At 75.5% G+C, this 25822-nt stretch carries 24 protein-coding genes, 1 tRNA gene and 1 pseudogene; 12 read left to right on the forward strand and 14 right to left on the reverse strand.

Features of this window, described 5'->3' with window-relative positions:
* Nucleotides 1-6: 6 nt before the first annotated feature.
* From E9549_RS01285 to E9549_RS01325, 9 genes are all read right to left on the reverse strand, one after another.
* A complete protein-coding gene (locus E9549_RS01285; RefSeq protein WP_236824762.1) occupies nt 7-906 on the reverse strand; it encodes a cytochrome c oxidase assembly protein in 900 nt (299 codons plus the stop codon).
* Nucleotides 903-1301, reverse strand: a complete 399-nt coding sequence (locus E9549_RS01290) for a hypothetical protein (RefSeq protein WP_236824763.1) — start codon at nt 1299-1301, stop codon at nt 903-905. The genes E9549_RS01285 and E9549_RS01290 overlap by 4 nt, the downstream gene beginning before the upstream one ends.
* Entirely contained in the window at nt 1298-2485 is a 1188-nt protein-coding gene (locus tag E9549_RS01295) for a cytochrome c-type biogenesis protein CcmH (RefSeq protein WP_236824764.1), read from the reverse strand. Before E9549_RS01295 ends, E9549_RS01290 begins: the two co-directional genes overlap by 4 nt.
* A complete protein-coding gene (locus E9549_RS01300; protein ID WP_236824765.1) occupies nt 2482-3024 on the reverse strand; it encodes a redoxin domain-containing protein in 543 nt (180 codons plus the stop codon). The genes E9549_RS01295 and E9549_RS01300 overlap by 4 nt, the downstream gene beginning before the upstream one ends.
* On the reverse strand, nt 3021-5018 hold the full coding sequence (locus E9549_RS01305; protein WP_236824766.1) for a heme lyase CcmF/NrfE family subunit: 1998 nt from the start codon (nt 5016-5018) through the stop codon (nt 3021-3023). The genes E9549_RS01300 and E9549_RS01305 overlap by 4 nt, the downstream gene beginning before the upstream one ends.
* Nucleotides 5015-5428, reverse strand: a complete 414-nt coding sequence (locus E9549_RS01310) for a cytochrome c maturation protein CcmE (RefSeq protein ID WP_236824767.1) — start codon at nt 5426-5428, stop codon at nt 5015-5017. Before E9549_RS01310 ends, E9549_RS01305 begins: the two co-directional genes overlap by 4 nt.
* 91 nt (nt 5429-5519) lie before the next feature.
* On the reverse strand, nt 5520-6251 hold the full coding sequence (gene ccsA / locus E9549_RS01315) for a cytochrome c biogenesis protein CcsA (RefSeq protein WP_236824768.1): 732 nt from the start codon (nt 6249-6251) through the stop codon (nt 5520-5522).
* A gap of 77 nt (nt 6252-6328) precedes the next feature.
* Complete coding sequence (locus E9549_RS01320) at nt 6329-7009, reverse strand: heme exporter protein CcmB (RefSeq protein ID WP_236824769.1); 681 nt, start codon at nt 7007-7009, stop codon at nt 6329-6331.
* Nucleotides 7006-7647 carry an ATP-binding cassette domain-containing protein gene (locus E9549_RS01325; protein ID WP_236824770.1) on the reverse strand — a complete coding sequence of 214 codons (642 nt, stop codon included), beginning with the start codon at nt 7645-7647 and terminating at the stop codon, nt 7006-7008. Before E9549_RS01325 ends, E9549_RS01320 begins: the two co-directional genes overlap by 4 nt.
* Before the next feature lie 137 nt (nt 7648-7784).
* Between E9549_RS01325 and coxB the strand changes: the two genes are divergently transcribed.
* Genes coxB through E9549_RS01365 form a run of 8 tightly spaced genes read left to right on the forward strand, consistent with a single transcriptional unit; the run spans nt 7785 to nt 15013 of the window.
* Complete coding sequence (gene coxB, locus E9549_RS01330) at nt 7785-8741, forward strand: cytochrome c oxidase subunit II (protein WP_236824771.1); 957 nt, start codon at nt 7785-7787, stop codon at nt 8739-8741.
* On the forward strand, nt 8738-10642 hold the full coding sequence (gene ctaD, locus E9549_RS01335; protein ID WP_236824772.1) for a cytochrome c oxidase subunit I: 1905 nt from the start codon (nt 8738-8740) through the stop codon (nt 10640-10642). The genes coxB and ctaD overlap by 4 nt, the downstream gene beginning before the upstream one ends.
* Entirely contained in the window at nt 10639-11247 is a 609-nt protein-coding gene (locus E9549_RS01340) for a cytochrome c oxidase subunit 3 (protein WP_236824773.1), read from the forward strand. Before ctaD ends, E9549_RS01340 begins: the two co-directional genes overlap by 4 nt.
* Nucleotides 11244-11714 (forward strand): hypothetical protein, encoded by a 471-nt coding sequence (locus E9549_RS01345; RefSeq protein ID WP_236824774.1) that lies wholly within the window; start codon nt 11244-11246, stop codon nt 11712-11714. The genes E9549_RS01340 and E9549_RS01345 overlap by 4 nt, the downstream gene beginning before the upstream one ends.
* Nucleotides 11711-12106 carry a cytochrome c family protein gene (locus tag E9549_RS01350; RefSeq protein ID WP_236824775.1) on the forward strand — a complete coding sequence of 132 codons (396 nt, stop codon included), beginning with the start codon at nt 11711-11713 and terminating at the stop codon, nt 12104-12106. Before E9549_RS01345 ends, E9549_RS01350 begins: the two co-directional genes overlap by 4 nt.
* A complete protein-coding gene (locus tag E9549_RS01355) occupies nt 12103-12921 on the forward strand; it encodes a c-type cytochrome (RefSeq protein WP_236824776.1) in 819 nt (272 codons plus the stop codon). The genes E9549_RS01350 and E9549_RS01355 overlap by 4 nt, the downstream gene beginning before the upstream one ends.
* On the forward strand, nt 12918-13742 hold the full coding sequence (locus E9549_RS23925) for a ubiquinol-cytochrome c reductase iron-sulfur subunit (protein ID WP_236824777.1): 825 nt from the start codon (nt 12918-12920) through the stop codon (nt 13740-13742). Before E9549_RS01355 ends, E9549_RS23925 begins: the two co-directional genes overlap by 4 nt.
* Nucleotides 13739-15013 (forward strand): cytochrome b N-terminal domain-containing protein, encoded by a 1275-nt coding sequence (locus tag E9549_RS01365; RefSeq protein WP_236824778.1) that lies wholly within the window; start codon nt 13739-13741, stop codon nt 15011-15013. Before E9549_RS23925 ends, E9549_RS01365 begins: the two co-directional genes overlap by 4 nt.
* Nucleotides 15014-15018: 5 nt before the next feature.
* On the opposite strand, the gene E9549_RS01370 is transcribed toward E9549_RS01365, so the two are convergent.
* Genes E9549_RS01370 through E9549_RS01380 form a run of 3 tightly spaced genes read right to left on the reverse strand, consistent with a single transcriptional unit; the run spans nt 15019 to nt 21023 of the window.
* On the reverse strand, nt 15019-16128 hold the full coding sequence (locus tag E9549_RS01370) for an enolase C-terminal domain-like protein (RefSeq protein WP_236824779.1): 1110 nt from the start codon (nt 16126-16128) through the stop codon (nt 15019-15021).
* On the reverse strand, nt 16125-19232 hold the full coding sequence (locus tag E9549_RS01375) for an FAD-binding and (Fe-S)-binding domain-containing protein (RefSeq protein WP_236824780.1): 3108 nt from the start codon (nt 19230-19232) through the stop codon (nt 16125-16127). The genes E9549_RS01370 and E9549_RS01375 overlap by 4 nt, the downstream gene beginning before the upstream one ends.
* A 3-nt stretch (nt 19233-19235) precedes the next feature.
* Nucleotides 19236-21023, reverse strand: coding sequence for a thiamine pyrophosphate-requiring protein (locus E9549_RS01380; RefSeq protein WP_236824781.1), 1788 nt, complete (start codon nt 21021-21023; stop codon nt 19236-19238).
* Between the two features lie 215 nt (nt 21024-21238).
* On the opposite strand from E9549_RS01380, the gene E9549_RS01385 reads away from it, so the two are divergent.
* Both E9549_RS01385 and E9549_RS01390 read left to right on the forward strand, forming a co-directional pair.
* Nucleotides 21239-21682: a PPC domain-containing DNA-binding protein gene (locus E9549_RS01385; RefSeq protein ID WP_236824782.1), complete on the forward strand. Its 444-nt coding sequence runs from the start codon at nt 21239-21241 to the stop codon at nt 21680-21682.
* A gap of 59 nt (nt 21683-21741) precedes the next feature.
* The gene (locus E9549_RS01390; RefSeq protein WP_236824783.1) at nt 21742-22035 is read left to right on the forward strand and encodes a hypothetical protein; all 294 of its coding nucleotides are present in this window, start codon (nt 21742-21744) and stop codon (nt 22033-22035) included.
* Nucleotides 22036-22141: 106 nt separating this feature from the next.
* On the opposite strand, the gene E9549_RS01395 is transcribed toward E9549_RS01390, so the two are convergent.
* Together E9549_RS01395 and E9549_RS24420 are read right to left on the reverse strand one after the other, a co-directional pair.
* Nucleotides 22142-22218 (reverse strand) — tRNA-Met (locus E9549_RS01395).
* 71 nt (nt 22219-22289) lie between these two features.
* A pseudogene (locus tag E9549_RS24420) lies at nt 22290-23762 on the reverse strand (BCCT family transporter); the annotation flags it as partial.
* A 60-nt stretch (nt 23763-23822) separates the two neighbouring features.
* Here E9549_RS24420 and E9549_RS01415 point away from each other — a divergent pair.
* Both E9549_RS01415 and E9549_RS01420 read left to right on the forward strand, forming a co-directional pair.
* Entirely contained in the window at nt 23823-25169 is a 1347-nt protein-coding gene (locus E9549_RS01415) for a threonine/serine exporter ThrE family protein (RefSeq protein WP_236824787.1), read from the forward strand.
* A gap of 103 nt (nt 25170-25272) precedes the next feature.
* Nucleotides 25273-25779, forward strand: a complete 507-nt coding sequence (locus E9549_RS01420; protein WP_236824788.1) for a hypothetical protein — start codon at nt 25273-25275, stop codon at nt 25777-25779.
* The last annotated feature ends 43 nt before the right edge of the window (nt 25780-25822 follow it).

The following is a 25822-nucleotide window of genomic DNA, read 5'->3' on the forward strand; positions in this document are numbered from 1 at the left end:
GCGGGCTCAGCGGCCTGCGGCGTCCAGCGCCGGGCGGGCCCGGCCGGGCATGGGCGGGACCGGCACCGGAGGCCCGTCCTCCGCGGGCGCGGAGCGCACCAGCCGCAGCACGAGCACGACGGCGGCCAGCAGGTAGACCGGCGTGCCGGTGGCCCACAGGACCGCGCCGGCCACCTGCTGGTCGGCCACCGGGTCGAAGCCGTGGTCGGCCGCCGTCCCGACGTACACCTCGTACCAGGGGGTGGACGACAGCATCATGGCCCCGCCGAGCACCGCCTCCCCGAACGCCGGCACCAGGACGGCGACCAGCCCGGCCACCAGCTGGCCGAGCCGCCGGCGCGGGATCCGCAGCACGCACCACCAGAAGACGGCCGCCGCGGCGAGGAACGTCAGGTGCTCGGCGACGTGCAGGGCCTCCGAGCGCACCGCGGCCTCGTAGGCGCCGGGCAGGTGCCACAGGAGCACGACCGCGAGGTACCCCACGGCGACGACGAGGACGACGCCGGGACGGCGGGCACCCCGGACCACGGCCGCCCACGGCCGGGCGACCACGTCCCGGGCGCGGGGCGGCAGGGCGCTGAGCACCCGCGGCACCGGGTCGGCGACGACCAGCAGCGGTGCGGCCACGATGGTCAGCAGCAGGTGCTGGACCATGTGCGCGGTGAGGGAGTCCTCCGCGAGCCGCTCCAGCGGCGAGGCGAGCGCGGCGCCGAGGGCCGCCAGGCCCGCCAGCCACGCCGCTCCCGGGGCGGCGACCGCCCAGGGGGACCGGCGGCGTGGGGCCGACCACGCCAGCAGGCAGGTGTAGCCCAGGGCGGCCAGCCCGAGCACGGCGATCGTGGTCGCCGACCAGTCGTCGCCACCCAGCGCGTGGGCCAGCGTGCTGCCGGGACGCGGGGCGCTCACGGCCCGGTCCCCGTGGCGACGACGCCGAGGAGCGTGTGCATGCCCGCCGCGTGGTGACCGGTCACCGTGCACCAGAGCTCGACGCGCTCGTCCGCCGCCACGGTGAAGCCCAGCTCGTGCACCTCCCCGGGGTCGAGCACCGGCGTGACCGCGCGCTGGTCGCCGTCGACGCGGACGGCGAGGTCGTGCGGCGCGGCCCCGGCGTTGGTCACCACCAGCTCGACGTCCCCCGCGGCCAGCGGCCGGCCCTCGGTGACGATCTCCCACTCGGTCAACCCGACCCGCTGCTCGGCCGCCGGTGGGCCGGCCGCCGGCGGCGGGGACTCGGCGGTGCACCCGGTGAGGCCCACGGCGACCGCGAGCGGCAGCAGCGCGCGGGCGGGGTGCGCGGTCACGCCTCCCCCAGCAGGTCGCGCACCGCGTCGGCGGCGGGGTGGCCGGGGGCCAGCTCCAGGAAGCGCCGCAGGGTGGCGTCGGCCGCCGGGTCCCCGAGGGCGTGCTCGGCGGAGCCGAGCATGAGCAGCGCCTCCGGGTGCTCGGGCACCGCGTCGAGCACGGTCCGCACCAGGGGCACGGCCTCCCCCGGCCGGTCGTCGCGGAGCAGCGCGAAGGCCAGCGACAGCGCCACCGCCAGGTCCTCCGGCCGTTCCTCGAGCACCGCCCGGTAGGCGGTCGCCGCCTCGGCGAACCGGCCCTCGTCGTCCAGTGCCCGGGCCTGCCGGAGCAGCTCGCCGGCGAGGTCGTCCGCCGCCGCCCCTTCCCGGCCGGCCGGGACGCCCACCTCCTCCGACCCGGCCGCGGCGGGTGCGAGGGCGCGCGGGACGGCGACCGCGGCGACCGTGCCGACCACGGCCACCGCCACCACCGGGAGGAGGACCGCGGGCCGCGGCAGCCGTGCCCGCGCCGGCGCGGCGCCGGCGGGTGCGCCGTCGCGCCCGGCCGGGGCCTCGCGGGGGGACGGCTCGGCCGAGGTGATCCGCAGGACCTCCGCGAGCACCTCGTCCTCGGCCGCCTGCGCGGGCCCCCCGGACCGCGAGCCGGAACGCACGTCGTCCAGCAGCTGCAGCGCCGCTTCCAGCCGCTCGTCGTCGCCGGAACCGGTGAGCCGGTCGCGGCGGCCGAGCGCGGCGGCCACCGCCGCCTCGGCGGCTGCCCGCTCGGCGGGCGTCAGCGCGGGCCGGGCGGTGGGCCTCCGGCGGGTCACCAGGACGCCGACCGCGACCACGCCGCCGAGCAACGCGACGCCGGGCAGCACCACCAGGGCCCAGCCCACGCCCTCCCGCGGCGGGTCGAGCAGGATCCACTCGCCGTAGCGGGTGACGAAGTGCGCGCGGATCTCCTCGGGCGTCTCGCCCGCGGCCACCCGCTCGGCGATGACCGCGCGCATGCCCCGCGCCGCCGGCGCCGCCGAGTCCGCCGCCGACTCACCGGCGCAGGTGGGGCACCGCAGCCCCGTCGCGATCTCGCGGGCGGCCTCCGCCGGGTCGGTGCGCGGGGCGGGCTCCTGGCGCCACCAGAGGGCGGCGACCAGCGCGAGGGCCGCGAGCACGACGGCCGCGACCCGCAGCCGGCCGCTCATGCCTCCTCCAGGAGGGGCAGCACTTCCTCGGCCAGCCAGGCTGCGGAGACCGCACCCACCCGCCGTGCGACGACGGTCCCGTCCCGGTCGACCACGAAGGTCTCGGGCACGCCGGTGGTGCCCCACTCGACCGCCAGCCGGCCGTCGGCGTCGACGATGCTCGGGAACGACGTCCCGCCCACCCCGGCGAGGAACTCCCGCGCGGCGGCGTCGTCGTCGTTGACGTCGATCCCCACGAGCCGCAGGCCCTGCGGCCCCCACTGCCCGGCCGTCTCCACCAGCAGCGGCATCTCCTCCCGGCAGGGCGCGCACCAGGACGCCCAGACGTTGACCAGGACCACCGAGCCGCGCAGCTCCGCGAGGTCGGCGTGGCCTCCGTCGAGCGTGGTGCCCGCCAGCGGCGGGGCCGGACCGCCGACCATGGCGGTGGCGGACGCCGCCTCGCGGGGGCGGTCGAGCGCGAGGGCCAGCGGCACCACCAGCGCGAAGCCCGCGAGCAGGGCGGCCACCAGCAGCAGCCCCCGCCGCCGGCCGCTCACCGCTCCCCCGGCGCCAGGCTCGGCACGGGCTCGCCCGGCGTCGCCCGGTGCCCCCGCACCCGGCGGGCGGGCCAGCCCGCGAGGACCGCCCCGAGGGCCATCACCCCACCGGCGGCCCAGAGCCAGGACACCAGCGGGTTCACGGCGATGCGGAGCAGCGCCCAGCCACCGTCCGGGTCGACCTCGGTGACGGTCAGGTAGACGTCGCCGGCGAGCGTGGAGCGCACCGCCGGGGAGGCCACGGTGATCGCGTGCGCCGGGAAGGTGCGCAGCTCCGGCGCCGCCGCACCCCGGGCCCGGCCGTCCTCCGCCAGCGCCACCCGCGCGACGACGCGCATCTCCTGCGCCGTGCGCTCGCGCTCGACCGCGTCCAGCCGCGCCGTCCAGCCCGCCACCGCCACCGCGTTCCCCACCGCGACCCGCTGCTCCGTCGCCGTGGAGAACGAGGAGGACGCCGCGACGGCGACCGCGGCCAGCGCGACCCCGATGTGCACGACCAGCCCGCCGTGCAGCCGCCGCCGGCGGCGGACCGCTTCCAGCAGCGACCCCGGCCACGACCGGCCGGTGGCCCGCCGGGCGACCCGGGCGCCCTGCCCGACCAGCTGCACCGAGGTGGCGAGGACCAGGGCGGCGAGACCGAACGCGGTCAGCGCCGCGGCCCCGGAGACGCCCAGCGCCACCAGGGAGGCGACCAGCGCGACCGAGACGGCGAGCGGCACCGCCACCCGGCGGGCGAGCGCCGGCACCGTGTCGCCGCCCCACGACACCAGGGGACCCAGTGCCATGAGCAGCAGGACGACCAGGGCGACCGGCACCGCCATCTGGTTGAAGTACGGAGGGCCCACCGACACCTGGCTGCCGTCGGCGAGCTGGGCGAACACCGGGAACAGCGTGCCGAGGAGGACGGTGAAGGCCAGCCCGACGAGCAGGACGTTGTTGCCCAGGAACACAGTCTCCCGGGAGAGGCGGGCGTGCAGGGTCCCGTCGGGTCCGAGCCGGTCGGCGCGCCACACCAGCAGCACGGCGACGACGGCCAGGACGACGCCGATGAAGCCCAGGAGGAGCGCGCCCAGCGTCGACCGGCTGAAGGCGTGGACGCTGTCCACGATGCCGCTCCGGGTGAGGAAGGTGCCGACCAGCACGAGCACGAAGCCGGCCACCGCCAGGCAGACGTTCCACACCCGGAGGGTCGCCCGGCGCTCCTGCACCATCGCCGAGTGCAGCAGCGCGGTGGCGGTCAGCCAGGGCAGCAACGAGGCGTTCTCCACCGGGTCCCACGCCCAGTAGCCGCCCCAGCCGAGGACCGCGTAGGCCCACCAGGCGCCGAGGACGATGCCCAGGGTCAGGAAGGTCCAGGCGACCAGGGTCCAGCGGCGGACGGCGAGCAGCCAGCCCCGCCCGGTGTCGCCGGTGACGAGGGCCGCCACCGCGTAGGCGAACGGCACCGCGAGCCCGACGTAGCCCAGGTAGAGCAGCGGGGGGTGCGCCCCCATGAGCGGGTTGTCCTGCAGCAGCGGGTTGGGGCCCGGTCCGTCGGCCGGGACCGGGGAGACCCGCTCGAACGCGTTGCCGCCGAACAGCGCCAGCGCGAAGAAGAAGGTGGCGACGGCCGACAGGGTCACCAGCACCCAGGGGTGGTGCCGGGCCGCCCGGGCGTCGGGGCGGCGCGCGACGGCTGCGGTGTAGCCGGCGAGCACGACCAGCCAGAGCAGGAGCGAGCCCTCCAGCGCCGACCAGAGGCTGGTCACCCGGAAGTACAGGGGGACGGCGCGGCCCCCGTTCTCCGCCACGTACCGCACGCCGAAGTCGTGCGTGAGCAGCGCCCACTCGAGGACGGCGGCGGCCGCCAGCGCCGCACCGAGGACGGCGTAGGTGAGCCGCCGCGCGGAACGCGCCGGCACGCGACCGGCCGCCACCCCGACCCAGGCCGCGAGGGCCGTGACCGCCAGGACGACCCCCGAGGCCAGCGAGGCGGTCCCGAGCAGCGCCGTCACCCGGCCTCCCCGACGGGCCGGTACTCGTTGGAGTGCTTGACCAGCACCAGGTCGCCGACGAAGACGCCGTCGGCCCCCAGCCGCCCCTCGACGACGGCGCCCTGCCCCTCGGCGAACACCGCCGGCAGCGCGCCGGAGTAGACGACGGGGAGGGTGGCGACGCCGTCGGTGACGGCGAACCGTGCCTCCGACCCGACGCGCTCGACCGAGCCCACCTGCACCAGGCCGCCGAGGCGGAGCCGCTCGTCCTCCGGTGGCGGCTCCGCGAGGAGCTCGGTCGGCGTCCGGTAGTAGACGAGCGTGTCGGCCAGCCCGCTGACGCCCAGCAGGGCCAGCGCCCCGCCCACGGCCCCGACCACCACGAGGAGCCGCAGCGAGAGGGTGCGGCGCCGCTGCGCCGGCCGGGTCACCGGCCGTCCCGCCCCGGGCGGGTGACCCACAGGTAGGCGAGCCACACCAGGGCGGTGAGCAGGAAGCCGAGGACCACCGCCAGCTGGCCGCTCACCGCCCGCCCCCCGGGACGACGGTGATGACCGGCGCGGCGCCGTCCGCGGGAAGGACGGCCGCGGTCCCGGACCCGGCCGCCCGCAGCCCGGCCACCCGGCGGCGGACGACCAGCACCGCCAGGAGCGTGAAGGCGACCACGCCCGCCGCCAGCGCCCACGCCATGACCGGGTCGATCGGCGGGCTGCCGTCGGGGCCGAGCACGGTGGGCGGCTGGTGCAGCGTCCGCCACCACACGACCGAGAAGTGTACCACGGGCACGTTCAGGAACGCGACGACGCCGACCGCGGCGGACCGGCGGGCGGCGACGTGCGGGTCGTCGGCCATCCGGCGCACGCCCAGGTAGGCGACGTAGACCAGCAGCAGCACCGTCGTCGTGACCAGCCGGGCGTCCCAGGTCCACCAGACGCCCCAGACCGGCCGGCCCCAGAGCATGCCGAGCCCGATGGCCAGCGCGGTCAGCCCGACCCCCAGCTCGGCAGCGGCCTGCGCGCACCGGTCGAAGCGCAGGTCACGGCGCACGAGGTAGGCGACGCTGCACACCAGGACGGTCGCGAAGGCGAGGTAGGCGACCCAGGCGGCGGGGACGTGCACGTACATCAACCGCTGCGCGGGCCCCTGCACCGCGTCCTCGGGGGCGACGAGCAGCGCCAGCACCAGCGCGATCCCGGAGGCGACACCCGCGGTGGCGGGGAGGAGCGCTCCACCGGGCGCCGGGGTCCTGGGCACGCGCGCTCCTCCTGTCGAGCGGTCCCCCGACCGTGAGGCCTCGGGGACGGCTGGGTCGGCGGGACCCGGCCAGCCTCTCACTCCTCGAGGAGGAAGGGGAAGACGGCCCAGGCGGTCGCCCCGGCGACCAGGTCGTAGGCGACCAGGAGGGCGAGCCACGGCAGGGGGTCGGCGGCGGTCCCGGCCTGCGTCCCGGCGAGCAACGCGGGCAGCCCGGCGGGCAGGACGAGCGCGGCCAGCAGGCCCGCCCCACGGGCGGACGCCGCCAGCAGGGCTCCGAACACCGTCGTGCTCGCCGCGACCCCCACCAGGCCCAGCAGCGCGGCGGCGAACCCGGCGACGGGTACCGCCCCGTCGAGCAGGAGGACGGCGAGGACGGTCCCCGTGCCCCAGGTGACCGCCAGCGCTGCCCAGAGGACGGCCGCCTTGGCCAGGAGCAGCACCCCGGGCGGGACCAGGCCGCGCAGCAGGTCCCAGGAGTCCTCGTCCCGCTCGGCCGCGGCGACCACCCGAGCCAGCGGGACGGCGGCGGTGAGCACGAGCAGCCACACCAGGCCGGGTGCCGCGGTGCGCAGCGCGGCCGGGTCGGGGCCGAGCACCAGGCCGCCCAGGACGACGCCGGCCGCGACGAAGGGCAGCACCGACGCGAAGCCGTCGACGCCGCCCAGGGCAACTCGCGCGTCCCTCCGCACCAGCACCGCCACCGTGCCCAGGGTGCCGGCGGGGAGGGCCTGCCGCCCCGCGCCCCGACCGCTCACCCGAGCACCGTCACGGTGCCCGCCGTGAGCTCCAGCCGGGCGTCGGCCGCACCGAGGTGCCGGGCGACCTCCGAACCCGCGACGAGCACCGCCGCCCCCTCCCCGGCCAGCGCGGCCACCGTCCGGCGCACGGCGGCCCGCCCCTCGGCGTCGAGGTGCTCCATCGGTTCGTCCAGGCAGACCACCGCCGGGGCGACGACGCGGGCGACGGCGAGGGTGACCCGGGCGTGCTGCCCCGCGGACAGCCGGCCGGCCTCCCGGTGCCACAGCTCCTCGGGGAGCCCGCAGGACGCCAGGGCCGCCGCTGCGGAGGCGGCCGGCTCCGGCCGCCCGGCCAGGGCACCGGCGAAGGCCACGGCCTCCACCGCCCGCTGCCGGCGGCGCGTCCCCGCGCCGGGGCGCAGGTAGAGCGCCCGCCCGGTGGCCGAGCGGCTGCCCGACGTCGGCTCGACCAGCCCGGCGGCGATCCGGAGCAGGGTGGTCTTCCCGGCGCCGTTCGCCCCGCCGACGACGCACACCGCCCCCGGCGCGAGCCGCAGCGTGAGGGGGGCGAGCACGGTGCGGCCCCCGTACCGGCAGGCCACCTCGTGGAGGGACAGCGCGGGCGGGCCCGCTCCGCCGGGGCTGGACTCGGTCATCGTGCCCAGGATCGTGCCACCGGGCGTGGCGCGACGGTGCAGTTGTGCGGCACGGCGGAGCCGCTAGGGTCGGCTGGGACCGCAGCGGGCCCGCCCGGGGAGGCGCTCCCGCCCACCTGCCCCGGAGGTCCGCGACCGTGCCTGCCGAACCCGCTCCGGTGGCGGCACCGGCGCCGGGCTCGGTGCTCGACCCCGTGGGTCCCGAGGCGGCGCAGATCGCCGGCCTCACCTGGTTCATGATCGTCCTGGGCGGCCTGCTGTGGCTGGCCACCGTGGTCTTCCTGGTGCTGGCGCTGCGGCACCGCGCGCACCGGGAACCGCGGGCGAACGACCGCGGCGCCAAGGCGTTCATCGCCGTGTGGGGGGTGGTCGTCCCCGTCGTCGTGCTGCCGATCGTCTTCGTCTACAGCCTGGTGGTCGGCGTCCAGACCTCACGGCCCGCGCCGCCCGGGGAGCTGACCGTCGAGGTCGTCGGCCACCAGTTCTGGTGGGAGGTGCGCTACCCCGAGGCCGGCGTCGTGACGGCGAACGAGATCCACGTCCCCGTCGACCGGCCGGTCCGGCTGGAGCTGACGTCCGCGGACGTGATCCACAGCCTCTGGATCCCCCCGGTGGCCGGGAAGCTCGACCTGTTCCCGGGCCACACGAACGTCCTCTCCCTGCAGGTCGACGAGGCCGGCCGGTACCTCGGCGAGTGCGCGGAGTTCTGCGGCATCCAGCACGCCCGCATGCAGTTCGTCCTGGTCGCCCAGGAGGAGGAGGAGTTCAGCGAGCACCTGCGCGCCCTGCAGGCGGGTCCCGCCGAACCGGGCAGCGACCTGGCGGAGGCCGGCCGCGAGGTGTTCCTGGCCGCCGGCTGCGGCCAGTGCCACCGCATCGAGGACGTCAGCGAGGGCGCGGACTTCGCGCCGGACCTGACCCACCTGGCGACGCGCGACACCATCGCCGCCGGGATGCTGGAGAACACGCGGGGCAACCTGGCCGGCTGGATCCTCGACCCGCAGGGGCTCAAGTCCGGCGTCCGCATGCCGCCGAGCAACCTCTCGGGCGAGGACCTGCAGGCGCTGCTGGCCTACCTGGAGGGCCTGCGGTGACCACCCTCCAGGACCCGCCCGCCACGGAGGACCGGCTCGCCGCCACCTGGGCCACCCAACCCGGGGCGGCCGGCTGGTTCACCGCGCTCAACCACAAGCAGGTGGCCCAGCGCTTCCTCGTCACCGCGTTCGTCTTCTTCGGCCTGGGCGGCATCCAGTCGGTGCTCATGCGCTGGCAGCTGGGCAGCGCCGAGAGCACCTTCCTCGACGCGCAGACCTACAACGAGCTGTTCACCATGCACGGCACGACGATGATGTTCCTCTTCGCCGTGCCGGTGGGTGAAGCGTTCGCGATGTACTTCCTGCCGCTGATGCTCGGCACCCGCGACCTGCCGTTCCCGCGGCTCACCGCGTTCGGCTGGTACATCTACGTGCTCGGCGGGATCTTCCTCTACAGCAGCTTCCTGTTCGGCCAGGTGCCCGACGGCGGGTGGTTCGCCTACACCCCGCTCACCGGCCCCGAGTACTCCCCGAGCTCCTCGATCGACTTCTGGCTGCTCGGCGTGACCTTCGTGGAGATCGCGACGATCGCGGGCGCGATCGAGCTGGTGGTGCTGATCCTCCGCTACCGGGCGCCGGGCATGAAGATCAGCCAGATGCCCCTGCTGGCGTGGAACGTGCTGGTGACGGGGATCGCCGTCATCTTCGCGTTCCCGCCGCTGGTGGTCGCCAGCGTGCTGCTCGAGCTGGACCGCAAGGTCGGCACGCACTTCTACGACCCGGCGGCCGGCGGGGAGTCCCTGCTCTGGCAGCACCTCTTCTGGTTCTTCGGCCACCCCGAGGTCTACATCATCCTGCTGCCCGGCCTGGGCATCGTCTCCACGATCGTGCCCGTCTTCGCCCGCAGCCGGATCGTCGGCTACAGCCTGATCGCGGTCTCCACCGTCGCCATCGGCATCCTGTCGTTCGGCGTGTGGGTGCACCACATGTTCACCACCGGGATCCCGCAGCTGGGGCTCGCCTTCTTCTCCGTGGCCAGCTTGTTCATCCCGATCCCGAGCGCCATCCAGATCTCGGCGTGGATCGCCACCATCTGGCAGGGCCGGGCGGTCTGGAAGACCCCGATGATGTACGTCGTCGGGTTCATCGTGATCTTCGTCCTCGGCGGGGTCACCGGGGTGATGGTCGCCTCCGTCCCCTTCGACACCCAGGCGCACGACAGCTACTTCGTCGTCGCGCACTTCCACTACGTGCTCATCGGCGGGATCCTCTTCCCCGTCCTGGCCGCCGTCCACTTCTGGATGCCGAAGATCACCGGCCGGCTGCTCGACGAACGCCTCGGCACGATCGGGTTCTGGCTGACCTTCATCGGCTTCAACGTGACGTTCTTCCCCCTGCACATCACCGGTCTCCAGGGCATGCCGCGGCGCCTGTACACCTACGCCGAGAGCACCGGGTGGGAGCTCACGCAGGCCATCGCGACCTGGGGCACCGTCGTCCTCACGCTCGGCCTGCTCATGACGCTGGGGAACGTGGTGCACTCGGCCCGCTACGGCGAGCGCGCCGGCGACGACCCCTGGGGCGGGGAGACCCTCGACTGGTACGCGACCTCGCCGCCGCCCGCCTACAACTTCCGCGGCATCCCCGAGGTCGCCAGCCGGTCACCCCTCTGGGACACCCGCCCCTTCCGGCCGAGGTACGACCCGGCCACCTGGCAGGACGAGCTGCGCGAGCCGCGTGCACCCGTGCGCCAGGTCGTGCTGACCAGCGTCCTCGACGCCGCCCCCGAGGAGCTGGTCACCCTGCCGCAGAAGTCGTGGTGGCCGCTGGTGATGGCCGTCGCGCTCACCGTCGCCCTGATCGGCACGATGATCGACGTCTACCCGCTGGCCCTCACCGGTGTGCTCGCCGCCGTCGTCACCGGGGTGGCGTGGATCTGGGACAGGCAGGACCAGCGGTGAGGACCAGCGGGCACACCGGGGAGGCCGCTCCGCGCCCGGCCCCGCACATCGCCCGGGGCACCGGGTGGTGGGGGATGCTGCTGCTCCAGCTGGTCCTGGTGTCGATGCTGGCGGCGCTGCTGTTCTCCTACTTCTACCTCCGGGACGGGTTCGACACCTGGCCGCCCGCCCCGGCCCCGGCCCCCGCGCTGGGGCTGACGGCGGTCGCCACCGGGCTGCTCGTGCTCAGCGCCGTCCCGGTGGCCGCGGTCCACCTCGCGGCCCGGGCCGGCCGCAGCGACGGCCGGGGCCCCGCCGCGCTGGCCGCTGCCCTCGCCCTGGGGGCGGCCTTCCTGGCGGTGCAGTTCGCCGACTACTCGGCCAACGACATCGACCCGCAGCGCGACGTCTACGGCTCCCTCTTCCTCGCCCTCGCCGGCTTCCACCACGTCAACGCCGTGCTGGCGCTGCTCGGGCTCGGCGTGGTCCTCCTGCGGGTGCGGTCCGGCGGCATGCGACCGCGGGAGCAGGAGATGGTGGTGACCGCCGCCCACTACTGGTACTTCGTCGTCTGGTCCTGGATCGTCGTCGCCGCCACCCTCTACCTGGCACCGAGGTTCTGGTGACCGCCGCGACCCCGGAGACCAGGCGACCCGCCGGCCGCCCCGTCCTCTTCTGGTTCGGCGTCGGTGGCGGCACCTCGGCCTGGCTGCTGCACCTGCTGGCCGGCTACTGGGCCGTCGAGGTGGCCTGCCCCACCGAGAGCCCGGTCCTCCCCGCCTACCTGGTCGGGCTCACCGTGCTGCTCGCCGGTGCGGCCGTCGCCGCGAGCTGGGCGTCCTGGTGGGCGATGCGCCACCTGCCGCCGCAGCCGGAGTCCGCCGCGGTCCCGGGCCCGGAGCCCCGGCCGCTGCTGCCGTGGCGGCGCCGTCGCGACCCGGAGGAGGCACCCCCCGCCGGCGCCTGGGACCCGGTGCCCAGCCCCGCGCGCAACCGGATGCTGGCGCTCACCGGCCTCACCATGAACCTGCTCGCGGTCGGCCTCATCGTGCTGGCGCTGCCGCCCGTCCTCGCGTACGGACCGTGCTGGTGACCGGGCGACCGCGCGGCCCCCGGGCCCGGCTGGCCGCGGCGCTGGTCGCCGCCGCGGCCGGGCTGACGGCCTGCACCGACGCGACGGGCGGGGACGGGGAGTTCCAGGCCTCCCCCGAGCGCGGGCGGGAGCTGCTGCGCGAGTACGGCTGCGCCTCCTGCCACCAGGTACCCGGCGTCGCCGGCCCGCAGGGGCGGGTCGGCCCGCCGCTGGGCACGATCGTCGAGCGGCGGACGGTCGCGGGCACGCTGCCGCACACCCGGGAGAACCTCGAGGCGTGGATCCAGGACCCGCAGCGGATCGACCCCGGCAACCTCATGCCCGACCTGGGCGTGACCGACGAGGACGTCGACGCCATCGTCGCCTACCTGTACTCGCTGGGGACACCGTGAGCGCCCGCCGCCCGGCGCGCTGGCTGCTCGTCCTGGCGCTGGTCCTGGCGTGCGCGGGGCTCACGCTGGCGACGGCGCCGGTCGAGGCCGCCCCCGCACCGCGGACCGCGGAGCTCACCGAGGGCGGGACGGTCTACCAGCGGTACTGCGGCATCTGCCACAACAACGACGGCAGCGGCATCCCCGGCACCGGGGTGGAGGCGGGGCCGGACCTGCGCGGTCTGCCGGTCGCCTACGTCGACCTGGTCATCCGGACGGGGCGGATGCCGCTCCTGCACCGGGAGGTCGGCGCGGTCGAGGAGCGGCTCACCGACGAGCAGCGGGAAGCGGTGGTCGCCTGGATGGCCGGGGAGTTCGAGCTGACCGGTGGGATCCCCCAGGTCGGTCCGGGCGACCCCGGCCGCGGGCAGCCGCTGTGGCTGACCAACTGCGCGCCCTGCCACAGCGCCGCCGGGAACGGCGGCATCTCGGCCGACGGGACGATCGCCCCGGAGGTCACCGGGATCGACCCCACCGGGATCGTGGAGGCCCTCCGCGTGGGCCCCTTCGAGATGCCCCGCTTCGGCGACGAGGTGATCAGCGAGCAGGACGCCGCCGACATCGCCGCCTACGTGCAGGACCTCTCCGACGCCGAGACCACGCCGCTGGGCCTGTCCGACATCGGCCGGGTGTACGGCGGCGTCTTCACCGCGCTGCTGGCCCTGACCGTCGTCGGGACGCTCTTCGTCGTCGCCCGGCGCGGCCGGCGGCCGGACCTGCGGCCGGACGGTCCACCGGTGGACGAGACGGAGGAGACGGGGGGCACGCGGCCGTGACCGGGGTCCGTCCCGGCGCCGCCGGGGACCGCCTGCGCCGTCCGGTGCCGGTCGGCGTCGGCGCCGTCGCCGCCGCCCTGCTCGTGGCCTTCGTCGCGGGCGTGTTCCTGGACTGGCCGACGTCGGCGCTGGGGCTCGCGCTGACCGGTGCCCTGCTGGCCGTGGCCGTCGTCGTGGGGCAGGTCCGCGGCCCGGTCGCGCGGGAGCTGGTCTGGCCGGACGAGCGCTGCCCGGGCGACGCCCCCGTGGCGACCGCAGCGGCAGCCGCCGTCGCCACCCCCGTGCGCCGGAGGTGGGTCCTCGGCGGGCTGGGCGGCCTCGGCGTCGGCGCGCTGACCGGTGTCGGGTTGCTGGCGTGGTCCGGCCGGGACGGCGGGCCGGTCACGGCCTGGCGGCGCGGCGTGCACCTGGTCACCGCGGAGGGGCAGCGCATCCGTGCCGCCGACGTGCCGGTGGGTGGGTTCGGCACCGTCTGGCCCGAGGGGTCGGTCCGCGCCGACCTCTCGGCCGTGGTGCTCGTGCGGCTGGCGACGCAGGAGGCCCAGCCACCCACGGTGCTCGACTGGGTGGTCGGCGACCGCATCGTCGCGTACTCCAAGATCTGCACGCACGCCGGCTGCCCGGTCGGCCTCTACCAGGAGGACACCGACTCCCTCTTCTGCCCGTGCCACCAGGCGACGTTCGACGCGGCACGGGGCGCGGTGCCGACGTTCGGCCCGGCGTCCCGGCCGCTGCCCCAGCTGCCCCTCGGGGTCGACGGCGACGGCTTCCTCGTGGCGACGGACGGGTTCCCGACCCCGATCGGGCCGGTGCGCGGATGAGCGTCCAGGAGGTCCCCACCCGGCCCCGGTGGCTGCGCGAGCTGTTCGTGCCGACGCACTGGTCGTTCCTGCTCGGACCGGTCGCGGTGATCGCGTTCGTGGTGCTGCTGCTGACCGGCGTGGTGCTGACCTTCTTCTACCAACCCTCCACCGAGCTCGTGGAGTACGACGGCTCGGCCGCCCTGTACGCCGGACGGGAGCTGCCCGCCGCGTTCTCGTCGGTGGTCACGATCGAGGAGGACGTGCCGGGGGGTCTCCTGCTGCGCCGGGTGCACCGCGCGGCCAGCTACCTGTTCGTGGCCGCGCTGCTGCTGCACGCGCTGCGCGTCCTCCTGGCCGGCGCGTTCCGGGGGCGCCGCTTCGTCAACTACCTCGTCGGGCTGGTCCTGCTCGCCCTCGCCCTCGCCCTCGGCTGGACGGGGCAGAACCTGGTCTACGACGTGGTCACCGGCAGCAGCGTCCGGATCGGCTACACGATCGCGGCGAGCATCCCCTACGTCGGCACCGAGCTCGCCGACCTCGTGTTCGCCGGACCCGACGTCGACGACGTCGTCGCCCGGTTGTTCTGGCTGCACGTCCTGCTCCTGCCGGTGGCCTTCCTGCTCGGCCTGGCCGCGCACCTCTGGCTCGTGGTCAGCCACCGGCACACGGTCCTCCCCCGCCGGCGGGACACCGACGGCCGGTGGCTGGTCGCCGTGCCCACCGGGGTCGGCCTCCGGTCGCGCGCCGCGCAGCTGGTGGCGCTGGTCTGCGCGCTGCTGGTGCTCGCCGCGACGCTGGTGCCCTTCGGGGACGTGACGCACATCGGCCCGTTCCTGCCGGGGGTGGCCGGCAACGACATGTACCCCGACTGGTACCTGTTCCCGATGGAGGGGGCCATCCTGCTGCTCCCGGCCGTCGACGTGACCGTGCTCGGCGCGACGATCACCAACCCGCTGCTCGGCGGGGTGCTGCTGCCGGCGGCCCTCGGCGGCGCGGCGCTGCTCTGGCCGCTGCTGGAAGCGCTGTTCCGGCGGCGCTCCCCCGCCGAGCAGGACCTCAGCGAGCACCCCTTCCACGCGCCCGTCCGGGTCGCCTTCGTGGCGCTGCTCGTCACGGTGACGGTGCTGCTGTCGCTCGGCGCCGCCAGCGACGTCATCGCGCAGGTCATCGGCGCGCCGGTCGCCACCGTCATCAGGGTGCTCCGGGCGTCCCTCGTCGTCGCCCCGCCGGTGCTCGCCCTGCTCGCGTACTGGTACGCGCGGCGGCGGTCCCGCCAGCAGCCGGCCTGAGCCGGTCAGCCGATCCGCAGCTCAGCGACGTCGGCCTCCCGGAGGGTCACGCCGAGCCCGGGTGCGCCCGGGTCGGGGCGGACCCGCCCGGACCGCGGCTCCGGTGCGCCGTCGAACAGCCGCGCCTCCACGCGCTCGTGGTCGTGGAACCACTCGAGGTGGCGCAGGTTGGGCGTGGCCGGGCCCAGGTGCGCGTGCAACGTCGGGACGCAGTGCGCGGAGACCTCCAGCCCGTGCCCCGCCGCGACCGCGGCCGCCCGCAGCCACTCGGTGACCCCGCCGCAGCGGCTGGCGTCGACCTGCAGGCAGTCCACGGCGCCGGTCCCGCACAGGGCGGCGAAGTCCTCGATGCGGGCCCCGTACTCCCCGGCGGCGACGTCGCAGTCCAGGGTGCGGCGTACGAGCCGCAGCCCGGCCAGGTCCTCGGAGGAGACCGGCTCCTCGAACCAGACGACCCCCAGGTCGTCGAGCTCCCGGCCGACCCGGACCGCCTGCTTGGCGGTGTAGCCGCCGTTGGCGTCGACCAGCAGGTCCACCCCGTCCCCGACGACCTCCCGGGCCAGCCGGGTGCGGGCCAGGTCACGGCCCTCCGCGCCGCCCCACGACTCCCCGATCTTGACCTTCACCCGGTCGAACCCCCGGTCGAGCCAGCCGGCCAGCTGCTCGCGGGTCCGCGCGTCGTCGTAGGTGGTGAAGCCGCCGCTGGCGTACACCGGCGAGTCCTGCCGCACGGTGCCGAGGAGGGCCGCGAGCGGCAGGTCGAGCAGCCGGGCCTTGAGGTCCCAGAGCGCGACGTCGACCGCGGAGATCGCCATGGCGACCAAGCCGGGCACCCCGGCGTTCCGTGCGGCCCGCGCCATGGCGTGGGTGGCCCCCTGGGGGTGCAGCGCCGACCGGCCCTCGACGACGCCGGCCAGCAGCCCCCGCACCACCGCGGCGGTCGCCGCGTCCGCGTAGGTCCAGCCGGTCCCGGTGCGCCCGCCCGCCCGGGCGCGGACCACGACCGCCGTCGTCGCGTCCCACCGCAGGGTGCCGTCGGCCTCCGGCAGGTCGGTCGGCACCTGGTAGACGGCGACCTCCACGCCCCGCACCGGGGTGTCGGGGGCGGCCGTCACGGCCGCCCCCCGGTCACGACCCGCCGGACGCCGGTGACCAGCCCGCCCACCGCGGCACCGGTGGCGCCGGCGGCCGCGGCCAGCGCCAGCGCCTGGGCGAGGCGGCCGGGCGGCCGCGGGGCGGGCGCCAGCACCTGCTCCGGGCGGTCCCCGAGTCGCGCGCCGGTGACCAGCCCGGCCAGGGCCTCGGCCAGGTGCACGGCCCGCCGGCCGGTCCCCCCCTGCTCGACCTGCGTCCGGCAGCTGAAGCCGTCGGCGAGCACGACCGCCTGCGGATCACCCTGACGCACGGTGGGCAGCAGCACCTGTTCGGCGCACGCCATGGAGACGTCGTGGTGACCGCGCTCGAACCCGAAGTTGCCGGCGAGCCCGCAGCAGCCGGAGTCCAGCACGTCGGCGTCGAACCCGGCCCTGCGCATCAGCTCGCGGTCGGAGTCGAAGCCCATGATCGAGTGGTGGTGGCAGTGGGTCTGCACCACCGCGGCGCGGTCGGCCGCGGGCGGCGCCCAGTCGGCGGCCCGTTCGCCCAGGAGCTCGGCCAGAGTCCGCGTGCGCTCCGCGAGCAGCCGGACGTCCTCGTCGTCCGGGAGCAGCTCGGGCGCGTCGGACCGGAAGACCGCGGTGCAGCTGGGCTCCAGCGCCAGCACGGGGGTGCCCGCGCGCAGGTCCGGTGCCAGCGCGCCCGCCGTCCGGCGCAGGATCCGCGAGGCCGTGCCCAGCTGACCGGTGGAGATCCAGGTGAGCCCGCAGCACAGCTCGCGGTCGGGGATCCGGACCGTGAAGCCCGCATCCTCCAGGACCGTCACCGCCGCCTGGCCGATGTGCGGCTGGAAGAACTCGGTGAAGGTGTCCGGCCAGAGCAGCACCTCGCCGCGCTCCCCGGTGCCCCGCGGTCCCCGCTCCCGGTACCAGGAGGTGAAACGCCGCGGCGCGAACAGCGGCAGGTCCCGTTCGGGGGTCACCCCGCCGACGCGCTTGGCGACCGTGCGCAGCACGGGCGTCTGGGTCAGCACGTTGACCACTCGTGGCGCCAGCGCGGCGACGCGGGCGACCAGCGGCAACCAGCCGAGGGTGTAGTGCGTCCGCGGGCGCAGCCGGCCCGCGTAGTGGTGGGACAGGAACTCCGCCTTGTAGGTGGCCATGTCCACGTCGACCGGGCAGTCGCTGCGGCAGCCCTTGCAGGCCAGGCACAGGTCCAGCGCGTCGCGGACGGCGGTCGAGCGCCACCGGTCGCGGATCACGTCACCGCGCAGCATCTCGAACAGCAGCCGCGCCCGGCCACGGGTGGAGTGCTCCTCGTCCCCGGTCACCTGGTAGCTGGGGCACATGACCTGGCCGGACGCGGACTCCAGCGAGGAACGGCACTTGCCGACCCCCACGCACCGCGCGGCGGCGTTCGCGAACGACCCGCCGTCCTCCGGGTACGCGAACGCGACGGGGGGTTCCCAGGCCGGGTACCCGCCGGTGAGCCGCAGGTGCTCGTCCAGCGGGTACGGGGCCACGACCTTGCCCGGGTTCATCCGGTTCTGCGGGTCCAGCAGCGCCTTGGTCCGCCCGAAGGCCTCCACCAGCTCCGGGGCGAACATGCGCGGCAGCAGCTCACCGCGCACCTGCCCGTCGCCGTGCTCGCCGGACATCGACCCGCCGTACCGGGCCACCAGGTCGGCGGCGTCCTCCAGGAACGACCGGTACGGGTCCTCCCCGCCGGCCTCCCCGAGCGGGAAGGGGATGCGGAGGTGGACGCAGCCGTGGCCGAAGTGGCCGTACAGCGACGAGGGGGTGAGCCCGTGCCGGTCGAGCAGTGCACGCAGGTCGGCGAGGTAGTCGCCCAGCTGCTCGGGGGCGACCGCGGAGTCCTCCCACCCCGGCCAGGTGTCGGGTGCGTCCGGCGGATGCGCGGTCGCCCCGAGCCCGGACTCGCGGAAGGCCCACATGTCCGCCTGGTCCTGCGGATCGGTCAGGACCAGGACCTCCGGCGGCTCGGGGCCGGACCGGAGATCGGCGATCATCCCGTCCAGCCGGCCGGCCAGCTCCTCCTCGACGTCCCCGGCGAGCTCGACCAGCAGCCAGCCGCTGCCGCCGGGCAGCTTCTCCAGGGCCCGCGGGTTCATGCCGAGCTCGTCCTGGTTCCGGCGCAGCACCTCGTCGACGCCCTCCAGCCGGTGCGGCCGGTGCGGGAGCACCCGGGCCACGTCGCCACCGGCCGCGACGACGTCGCGGTAGCCGAGCACCGCCAGCCGGCGGAACCGCGGCAGCTCGGAGAGCTGCAGCTCCGCGCGCAGCACGGTGACGAGGGTCCCTTCGCTGCCCACCAGCGCCCGGGCCACGTCGAAGCCGTTCTCCGGGAGCAGGGCGTCCAGGTTGTAGCCGGACACCCGCCGCGGGATCCGCGGGAACCCGGTGCGGATCTCGGCCAGGTAGCGGTCCCGCAGCTCCCGCAGGCCGCGGTGGACCTCGGCCGGGCGACCGCCCGCCCGGATGATCTCGTCGTACTCCTCGTCGGAGGTGGGGCCCACCCACATGCGCGTGCCGTCGGCCAGCAGGACCTCCAGCCGGGAGACCTTGTCGACGGCCTTGCCGTACACCTGCGCCGACGCGCCGCATGCGTTGTTGCCGAGCATCCCCCCGACCGTGCAGGTCCAGTGCGTCGCCGGCTGAGGCCCCCAGGTCAGCCCGTGCCCGGCGAGCCGGGCATCGAGGTGGTCGAGCACGATCCCCGGTTCCACGACGCAGGTCCGCCGGTCGGTGTCGAGCTCCAGCAGCCGGTTGCAGTGCCGGCTCCAGTCCAGGACGACGGCGGCGTTGGTGGTCTGCCCGGCCAGGCTGGTGCCCCCGCCGCGGGACAGCAGGGGCACGCCGTGCTCCCGGCAGACCGCGGCCGCCTCGACCGCCGCCTCCACGGTGCAGGGCTCCACGACCCCCAACGGCGGCATCCGGTAGTTCGAGGCGTCGGTGGAGTAGGCGCCACGGGTGCCCTCGTCGAACCGGACGCCGCCGTCGACCCGGCGGCGCAGGTCGGCCGCCAGCGCCGCGACGTCCACCCGGCCGGGCCCGGCCGGCTCCGGCGGCCGGTCCGTGGGCGGGGGCAGGTCGGTGACCGCCATCGGTCAGCTCCGGTGCGGGAGGAACTCCTGGATCTTGGTCTTGGCCCCCTGCTTGACCACGCCCCAGGCGTCCTCGTCCCCCTTGAACAGCGACTTGGCCGTCTCGGTCATCTGCTCGAGCGTCGCGTGCGGCGGGATCGGCGGCACGTCGGCGTCGACGTGCACGTCGAGCAGGGCCGGCCGGCCGGCCGCCAGCGCCCGGTCCCAGGCAGGCCCGACCTGCTCCGGGTCGTCGACCGTGATCGCCTCGAGGCCCAGCCCGGCGGCGAAGTCCGCGTAGGAGACGTCGGGCAGGGTCTGCGAGTCGGCCAGCTTCGGAAAGCCGCCCATGGCGCGCATCTCCCAGGTGACCTGGTTGAGGTCGTTGTTGTGCAGCACCGCGACGACGAGCCGCGGATCCGCCCACTGCTTCCAGTACCGGGAGATCGTGATCAGCTCGGCCAGGCCGTTCATCTGCATCGCCCCGTCACCGACGAAGGCGACGACCGGCCGGTCGGGGTGGCCGAACTTGGCGCCGATGCCGTAGGGCACCGCCGGGCCCATGGTGGCCAGCGTCCCGGACAGGGAGCCACGCACGTCCGGGCCGAACCGCAGGTGGCGGGCGTACCAGTTGGCCGCCGACCCGGAGTCCGCGGTGATGATCGCGTTGCCCGGCATCCGGTCGTTGAGCTCCCAGAACAGCCGCATCGGGTTGACCGGGTTCGCGTCGGTCATCGCCCGCATGTGGATGGTCTCCCACCAGCGCCGGACGTCGTCCTCGATGCCCTCGCGCCAGGATCGGTCGGTCTTGCGCTCCAGCAGCGGGAGCAGCGCATGGAGGGTGGTGGCGGCGTCACCCACGAGGTTGAGCTCGTACGGGTAGCGCATGCCGATGAACTTCGCGTCGTGGTCGATCTGCACGCCGCGCGCCTGGCCGTACTCGGGGAAGAACTCGCTGTAGGGCAGGTTGGAGCCCACCGTCAGCAGGGTGTCGCAGTCGTTCATCATGTCCCAGGTCGGGCGGGTGCCCAGCAACCCGATCGAGCCGGTGACGAACGGCAGGTCGTCGGGCAGCACGTCCTTGCCGAGCAGCGCCTTGGCGACGCCGGCGCCCAGGACGTCGGCGACCTCGACCACCTCGGCGCGGGCCCCGCGCGCGCCCTGCCCGACCAGCACCGCCACCTTGCTGCCGCTGTTGAGCAGGTCGGCGGCCGCCCGGATCGACGGGTCGTCCGCGACGACCGTCGGGGTCGAGGTGTGCACGCTGCTGGACGGGACCATCTTGTGCTCGTGCGTCGGCGGGCTGTACTCCAGTTCCTGCACGTCCGCCGGGACGATCACGGCGGTGGGCGCGTGCTCGGCCGCGGCGATCCGCATCGCGCGGTCGATCACGTTGGGGAGCTGCTCGGGCGCGCTCACCACGTGCACGTAGTGGTGCGCTACGTCCTTGAACAGCGACAGCAGGTCCACCTCCTGCTGGTAGGAGCCGCCCATGGCGGTCCGGTCGGTCTGCCCGACGATCGCCACCACGGGCACGTGGTCGAGCTTGGCGTCGTAGAGACCGTTGAGCAGGTGGATGGCGCCGGGGCCGGAGGTGGCCATGCAGATGCCCACCCGCCCGGTGAACTTCGCGTACCCCACCGCCTCGAAAGCGGACATCTCCTCGTGCCGGGACTGGACGAAGTGCAGGCCGTCCTGCTTCCCGAAGGCTTCGAGGATGCCGTTGATCCCGTCACCGGGATAGGAGAAGACCTTCTCGACCCCCCACTCCCGGAGGCGGTCGAGCAGGACGTCGGCGACAGTCTGGCTCATGGGGAGATCCCTCCCGTCGGTTGCACCGTCCGTCCTCGCGCTACCCGTCGAGCTGGGACGGAACCGACGGGGGACTTTACGATCGGATGACCGTGCCGCCCGCCGAGGTGAGGGGGGACGCTCAGCCGGTCAGGACGTGCGGACCGACGCCGACGGGCGGCGGGGCGGGCCGGTACCGGGCCTGCACCAGGAGCTCGCGCCCCCGGGAGGGAACGATGAAGGCGATCACGCTCACCGACGGCCCGCCTCGACAGCAGGCGCTCGTCTTCGAGACCGGGGACGAGGTCGTCTCCACCCTGACCGGATGGGCGCGCAGCGTGGACCTGCCGGCCGCTTCCTTCACCGCGATCGGCGCCTTCGCCGAGGCGACCCTGGGCTTCTACGACCTCGAGGAGCAGCGCTACCTCGAGATCCCGGTGGACAGCCAGGCGGAGGTCCTGACGCTGGCCGGCGACATCACGCTGGACGCGGACGGCGGGTGGCAGGTCCACGGACACGTCGTCTGCGGCCTGCGGGACGGCTCCACGGTCGGTGGCCACCTCCTGCGCGCGGTGACCCGGCCCACGCTGGAGATGGTCGTGACCACCAGCCCGACCCACCTGCGGCGTCGGCCCGACCCCGCGTCCGGCCTCGCCCTGATCGACCCGGACGCGGGCTGAGACCGCACCCCGACCTCCGGTAGCCGCTGGCGTGGCACCGGGCCATCCCGGGAGGACCGATGAGCGCAGGAGGGGACCACCGCGGCAACGGTGGACCGAACGACCCGGAGTCCCGCATGGGGGGCTGGAAGCCGGCCCGGCGGCGGATGATCACCCTGGCCGTGGGGGTCATCGTGGTCATCTTCACCGTGCTGCTGGTCGTCTGGCTGCTCGGCCGGTCCGCCGCCGACGCGCAGGGCCCGGCGGGAGCCGGGAGCGCAGTGCTCCACCACACCGAGGCGGGACCGGCCGCCGGTGGAACGGCCGGCACCCCGGTGGAGCCTGTCCGCGCGGCGGTCACGCCACGAGGGTGACCCGACCCACCTGACGTCCTCGGCCGGCGTTCCGCGGGTCGGCGTCCGCCGCCTACGACAGAGGCCCTGCCCGGATCCGGAAGGATCCAGGCAGGGCCTCTGCGCTTGGTAGCGGGGACAGGATTCGAACCTGCGACCTCTGGGTTATGAGCCCAGCGAGCTACCGAGCTGCTCCACCCCGCGCTGTGCCACCACGGTACCGCACCGGTCCAGGCGGCCGGGGTCTGCACCCCGCCCAGGCCCCCGCTGACGAGCAGGACGGCGGCGGAGGCGGAGATGACCAGGCCCCAGATCACGCTGACCACCCGCGCCGGGTCCTGACCGCCACGGCTGCTCAGCGAGCCGAGCACGAAGGTGGCCGAGTCGGCGCTGGTCACGAAGAAGGTGACGATGAGGATCATCGCGCCGATCCCGGCGATCACGCCGCCGGGCAGGGTGTCCAGCAGGGCGAACAGCTGCTGCTCGGTCGCCTGGCCCGCGAGCCCGGCGCCCTCCTGCTCGGCGAGGATGCCGGCGCCGCCGAACACCGAGAACCACAGCCCGCTGACCAGCGTGGGCACCGCGAGCACGCCGACGACGAACTCACGGATGGTGCGGCCGCGCGAGATGCGCGCGATGAACGTCGCCACGAACGGCGACCAGGAGATCCACCACGCCCAGTAGAAGATGGTCCAGCCGTTGATCCACTCCGAACGCTCGGCGTCGAAGGGGCCGGTCTGCAGGCTCATCGTGGGCAGCTCGGCGAAGTAGCTGCCGAGGGTCGTGGTGAACGCGCCCACCAGCCGGCCGGAGGACGCGGTGAAGAGCACGAACGCGAAGAGCGCGACGGCGAGCACGACATTGGCGGTCGAGAGCCACTTGATCCCGCGGTTGATGCCGGACAGCGCGGAGATCAGGAACAGGACGGTGACCACCGCGATGATCGCCAGCTGCACGCCGGAGCCGATGGCGATGCCGTCGCTCAGCGAGTTCAGCCCGCCGTTGATCTGCGCGGCGCCCAGGCCGAGCGAGGTCGCGACACCGAACACGGTGGCGACGACGGCGACGGTGTCCACGGCCGTGCCGAGCGGGCCGTCGACGCGGTCACCGAGGACCGGCCGCAGCGCGCCGCTGATGGTCGCCTTCCAACCGCGGCGGAACCGGGCGTAGGCCAGGGCCAGCGCCAGGACGGCGTAGATGCCCCACGGGTGCAGACCCCAGTGGAAGAAGGAGTAGCGCAGCGCGTCGCGGGCGGCCTCCGTGCTCTCCGGGGTGGCCGTCGGCGGCGTGAGGAAGTGCGACACCGGCTCCGCCACACCCCAGAACACCAGGCCGATGCCCATCCCGGCGCTGAACAGCATCGCGAACCAGGCGCGGGTGCTGTACTCCGGCCGGTCGGTGTCGGCACCCAGCCGGATCCGCCCCCACCGCGTGGCCGCGAGCACGATGACGGCGACCAGCACGATCGTCGCGGTCAGCAGGTAGAACCAGCCGAACCGGTCGACGACGAAGGAGCGGGCCGCGCCGGCGGCCGAGTCCAGCGACGAGGGTGAGAGGGCTCCCCAGAGGATGAAGGGGAGCACGACGGCCAGCGAGGCCCAGAAGACGGCGGAGGTTCTTCGCACGAGGGGCGGTTCCTTCAGTTGGGGACGGGACTGCCGGCCGACGACCGGCGTGCACCGCCGGCCGGGTGGTACCCGTCGGCCGGCACGATCATCCAGAGTTGCAGCAAGCACCGGAAATTGCATCTTCCCGCGGGTGACGAGGCCCACCCCCGCGGGCCCCGGTGCGTCGGGGATCGTGGGCGGGTGCCACCGGATCCCCTCCCGATGCAGGACGCCCACCGCGCCGTCGACCTGGCCCTCCGGGCGGGTGAGCTGCTGCTGTCCGCCGGGGCCAGCGCCGCCGAGGTGACCGCCACCTGCACGGTGGTGGCCCGCTCCTGCGGCCTGGTGCGGGTGGAGTGCGACATCACCTTCACCTCGATCACCGTCTCCGGCCACGCTGCCCAGGACGCCGGGCCCGTCAGCGGGTTGCGCCTGGTGCAGCGGCGCGAGCTGGACTACTCGCGCGCGACCGCCGTCCACAACGTCGTGGGTGACCTGGCCGCGGGCCGGGTCACCCCGGCGGAGGCCGACCGCCGGCTGGAGTCGGTCGCGAGGAGCCGCCAGCCCTACCGGCGGTGGGTCGTGACGGGCGCCCGGGCGCTGCTCGCCGCCGCGGTGGCCGTGCTGCTCGGCGCCGGCGCCTCGGTGACCGCAGCCGCGTTCGGGGCGACCGTGCTCGTCGACCTCGCCATCGACCGGCTGGGCCGCCGCGGCCTGCCGACGTTCTTCCTCAACGCCGTCGGCGGGCTGATCGCCACGTCAGTGGCGCTGGCCCTGGTGGCGGTGGACATCGGCGTCCGCCCCTCGCTCGTCGTGGCCGGCGGGATCGTGCTGCTGCTGCCCGGTGTCACGCTCGTCGGCGCGGTGCACGACGCGATCACCGGCTTCTACGTGACCGCGAGCGCCCGGGCCTTCGAGACCTTCCTGCTCACCGCCGGGATCATCAGCGGCGTCGCCGTCGGCCTGTCGATCGGGGTGCGGCTGGGCGTGCCGGTCGCCATGTGGGACCCGCCGTCCAGCAGCCTCGCGGACGTCCCGCTCCAGCTCGCCGCCGCCGCCGCGATCTCGGCCTCCTTCGCCGTCTCCAACCACGCCCCCCGGCGCACCCTGGCCCCCGCGGCCGCCGCCGGGGCGCTGGGCTGGGCCGTGTTCGTCGGGCTGGACCAGGCGCGGCTCTCGGTCACGCTGGCGACGGCGGCGGCGGCCGTCGCGATCGGCCTGGGCAGCTTCGTGCTCGCCGCCCGGCAGCGGGTCCCCGCACTGGTCTACGTCGCCGCCGGCATCATCCCGCTGCTGCCCGGGCTCACGATCTACCGCGGCCTGCGCCGGCTCACCGAGGGCGACACGATCGGCGGCATCACGATGCTCGGGACGGCGATCACCGTCGGGCTGGCCCTCGCCGCGGGGGCGCTCCTCGGCGAGTACGTGGCCCAGGCCCTCCGCCGCACCCGCCTGCCCGGCGAGCGCCGCCTGACCGGCCTCGTCCAGGCACGCGCGGTGCGCCCCAGGAGCCGGTCGGACCGCCGGCGGCAGTCCTCGCGCAGCTGACTGCACGGACCCGTGTGAACGGTGGGACGGGCCGCCACGGCCGGGGTGGAGGAGCGTGCGCGCCTCCGGCTCCCCCGCGGCCGCCCCGCCTACAGTCCGGCTCGTGGCGGCGGATCGGGCGGCGGGCAGGTTCGTCGGGAACCCGCAGCCGGTGGAGATCCACCACCGCGGCATCTGGTACTCCGGCGAGCTGCTCGGCTGGCGGCACACCCCCGACGGCCGGGTCTCCGCCCGCGTGCGGTGCACCGTCGACGGGCTGCGGCACTCGACGTGGAAGGACCTCGCCGAGCTGCGCCTGCCCGACCCGGCGCACCCGCCGCGGCGCGAACCGTTCCCGGCCGCGCCGGCCCGGCCGCCGGCCGGCGGCCCGCCGGTGCCGGAGCAGGACCGCACCCGGCCGCACACCCTCCTCGCGGCGCTGACCACCAGGCCGCACCCGCCGGAGCACGCGCTCACCCCTCCGCCCGCTGATCCGGGCACCGCGCACGGCCGCACCCGCTCCCCCGCGGCACCCGGGCGCCCCCGCCCCACGCCGTACCGCCGCACGCCGCGGGAGGAGGACCACCGGTCTCGCCAGCACGCCGACGCCGGCGCGCTCCACGCCCGCTGAGCGGTCCTCCGCCCGGGGCCCGAGCACGACCGGAGGCCAGGAA

The organism is Blastococcus sp. MG754426, assembly GCF_021699055.1.
Lineage (GTDB): Bacteria > Actinomycetota > Actinomycetes > Mycobacteriales > Geodermatophilaceae > Blastococcus.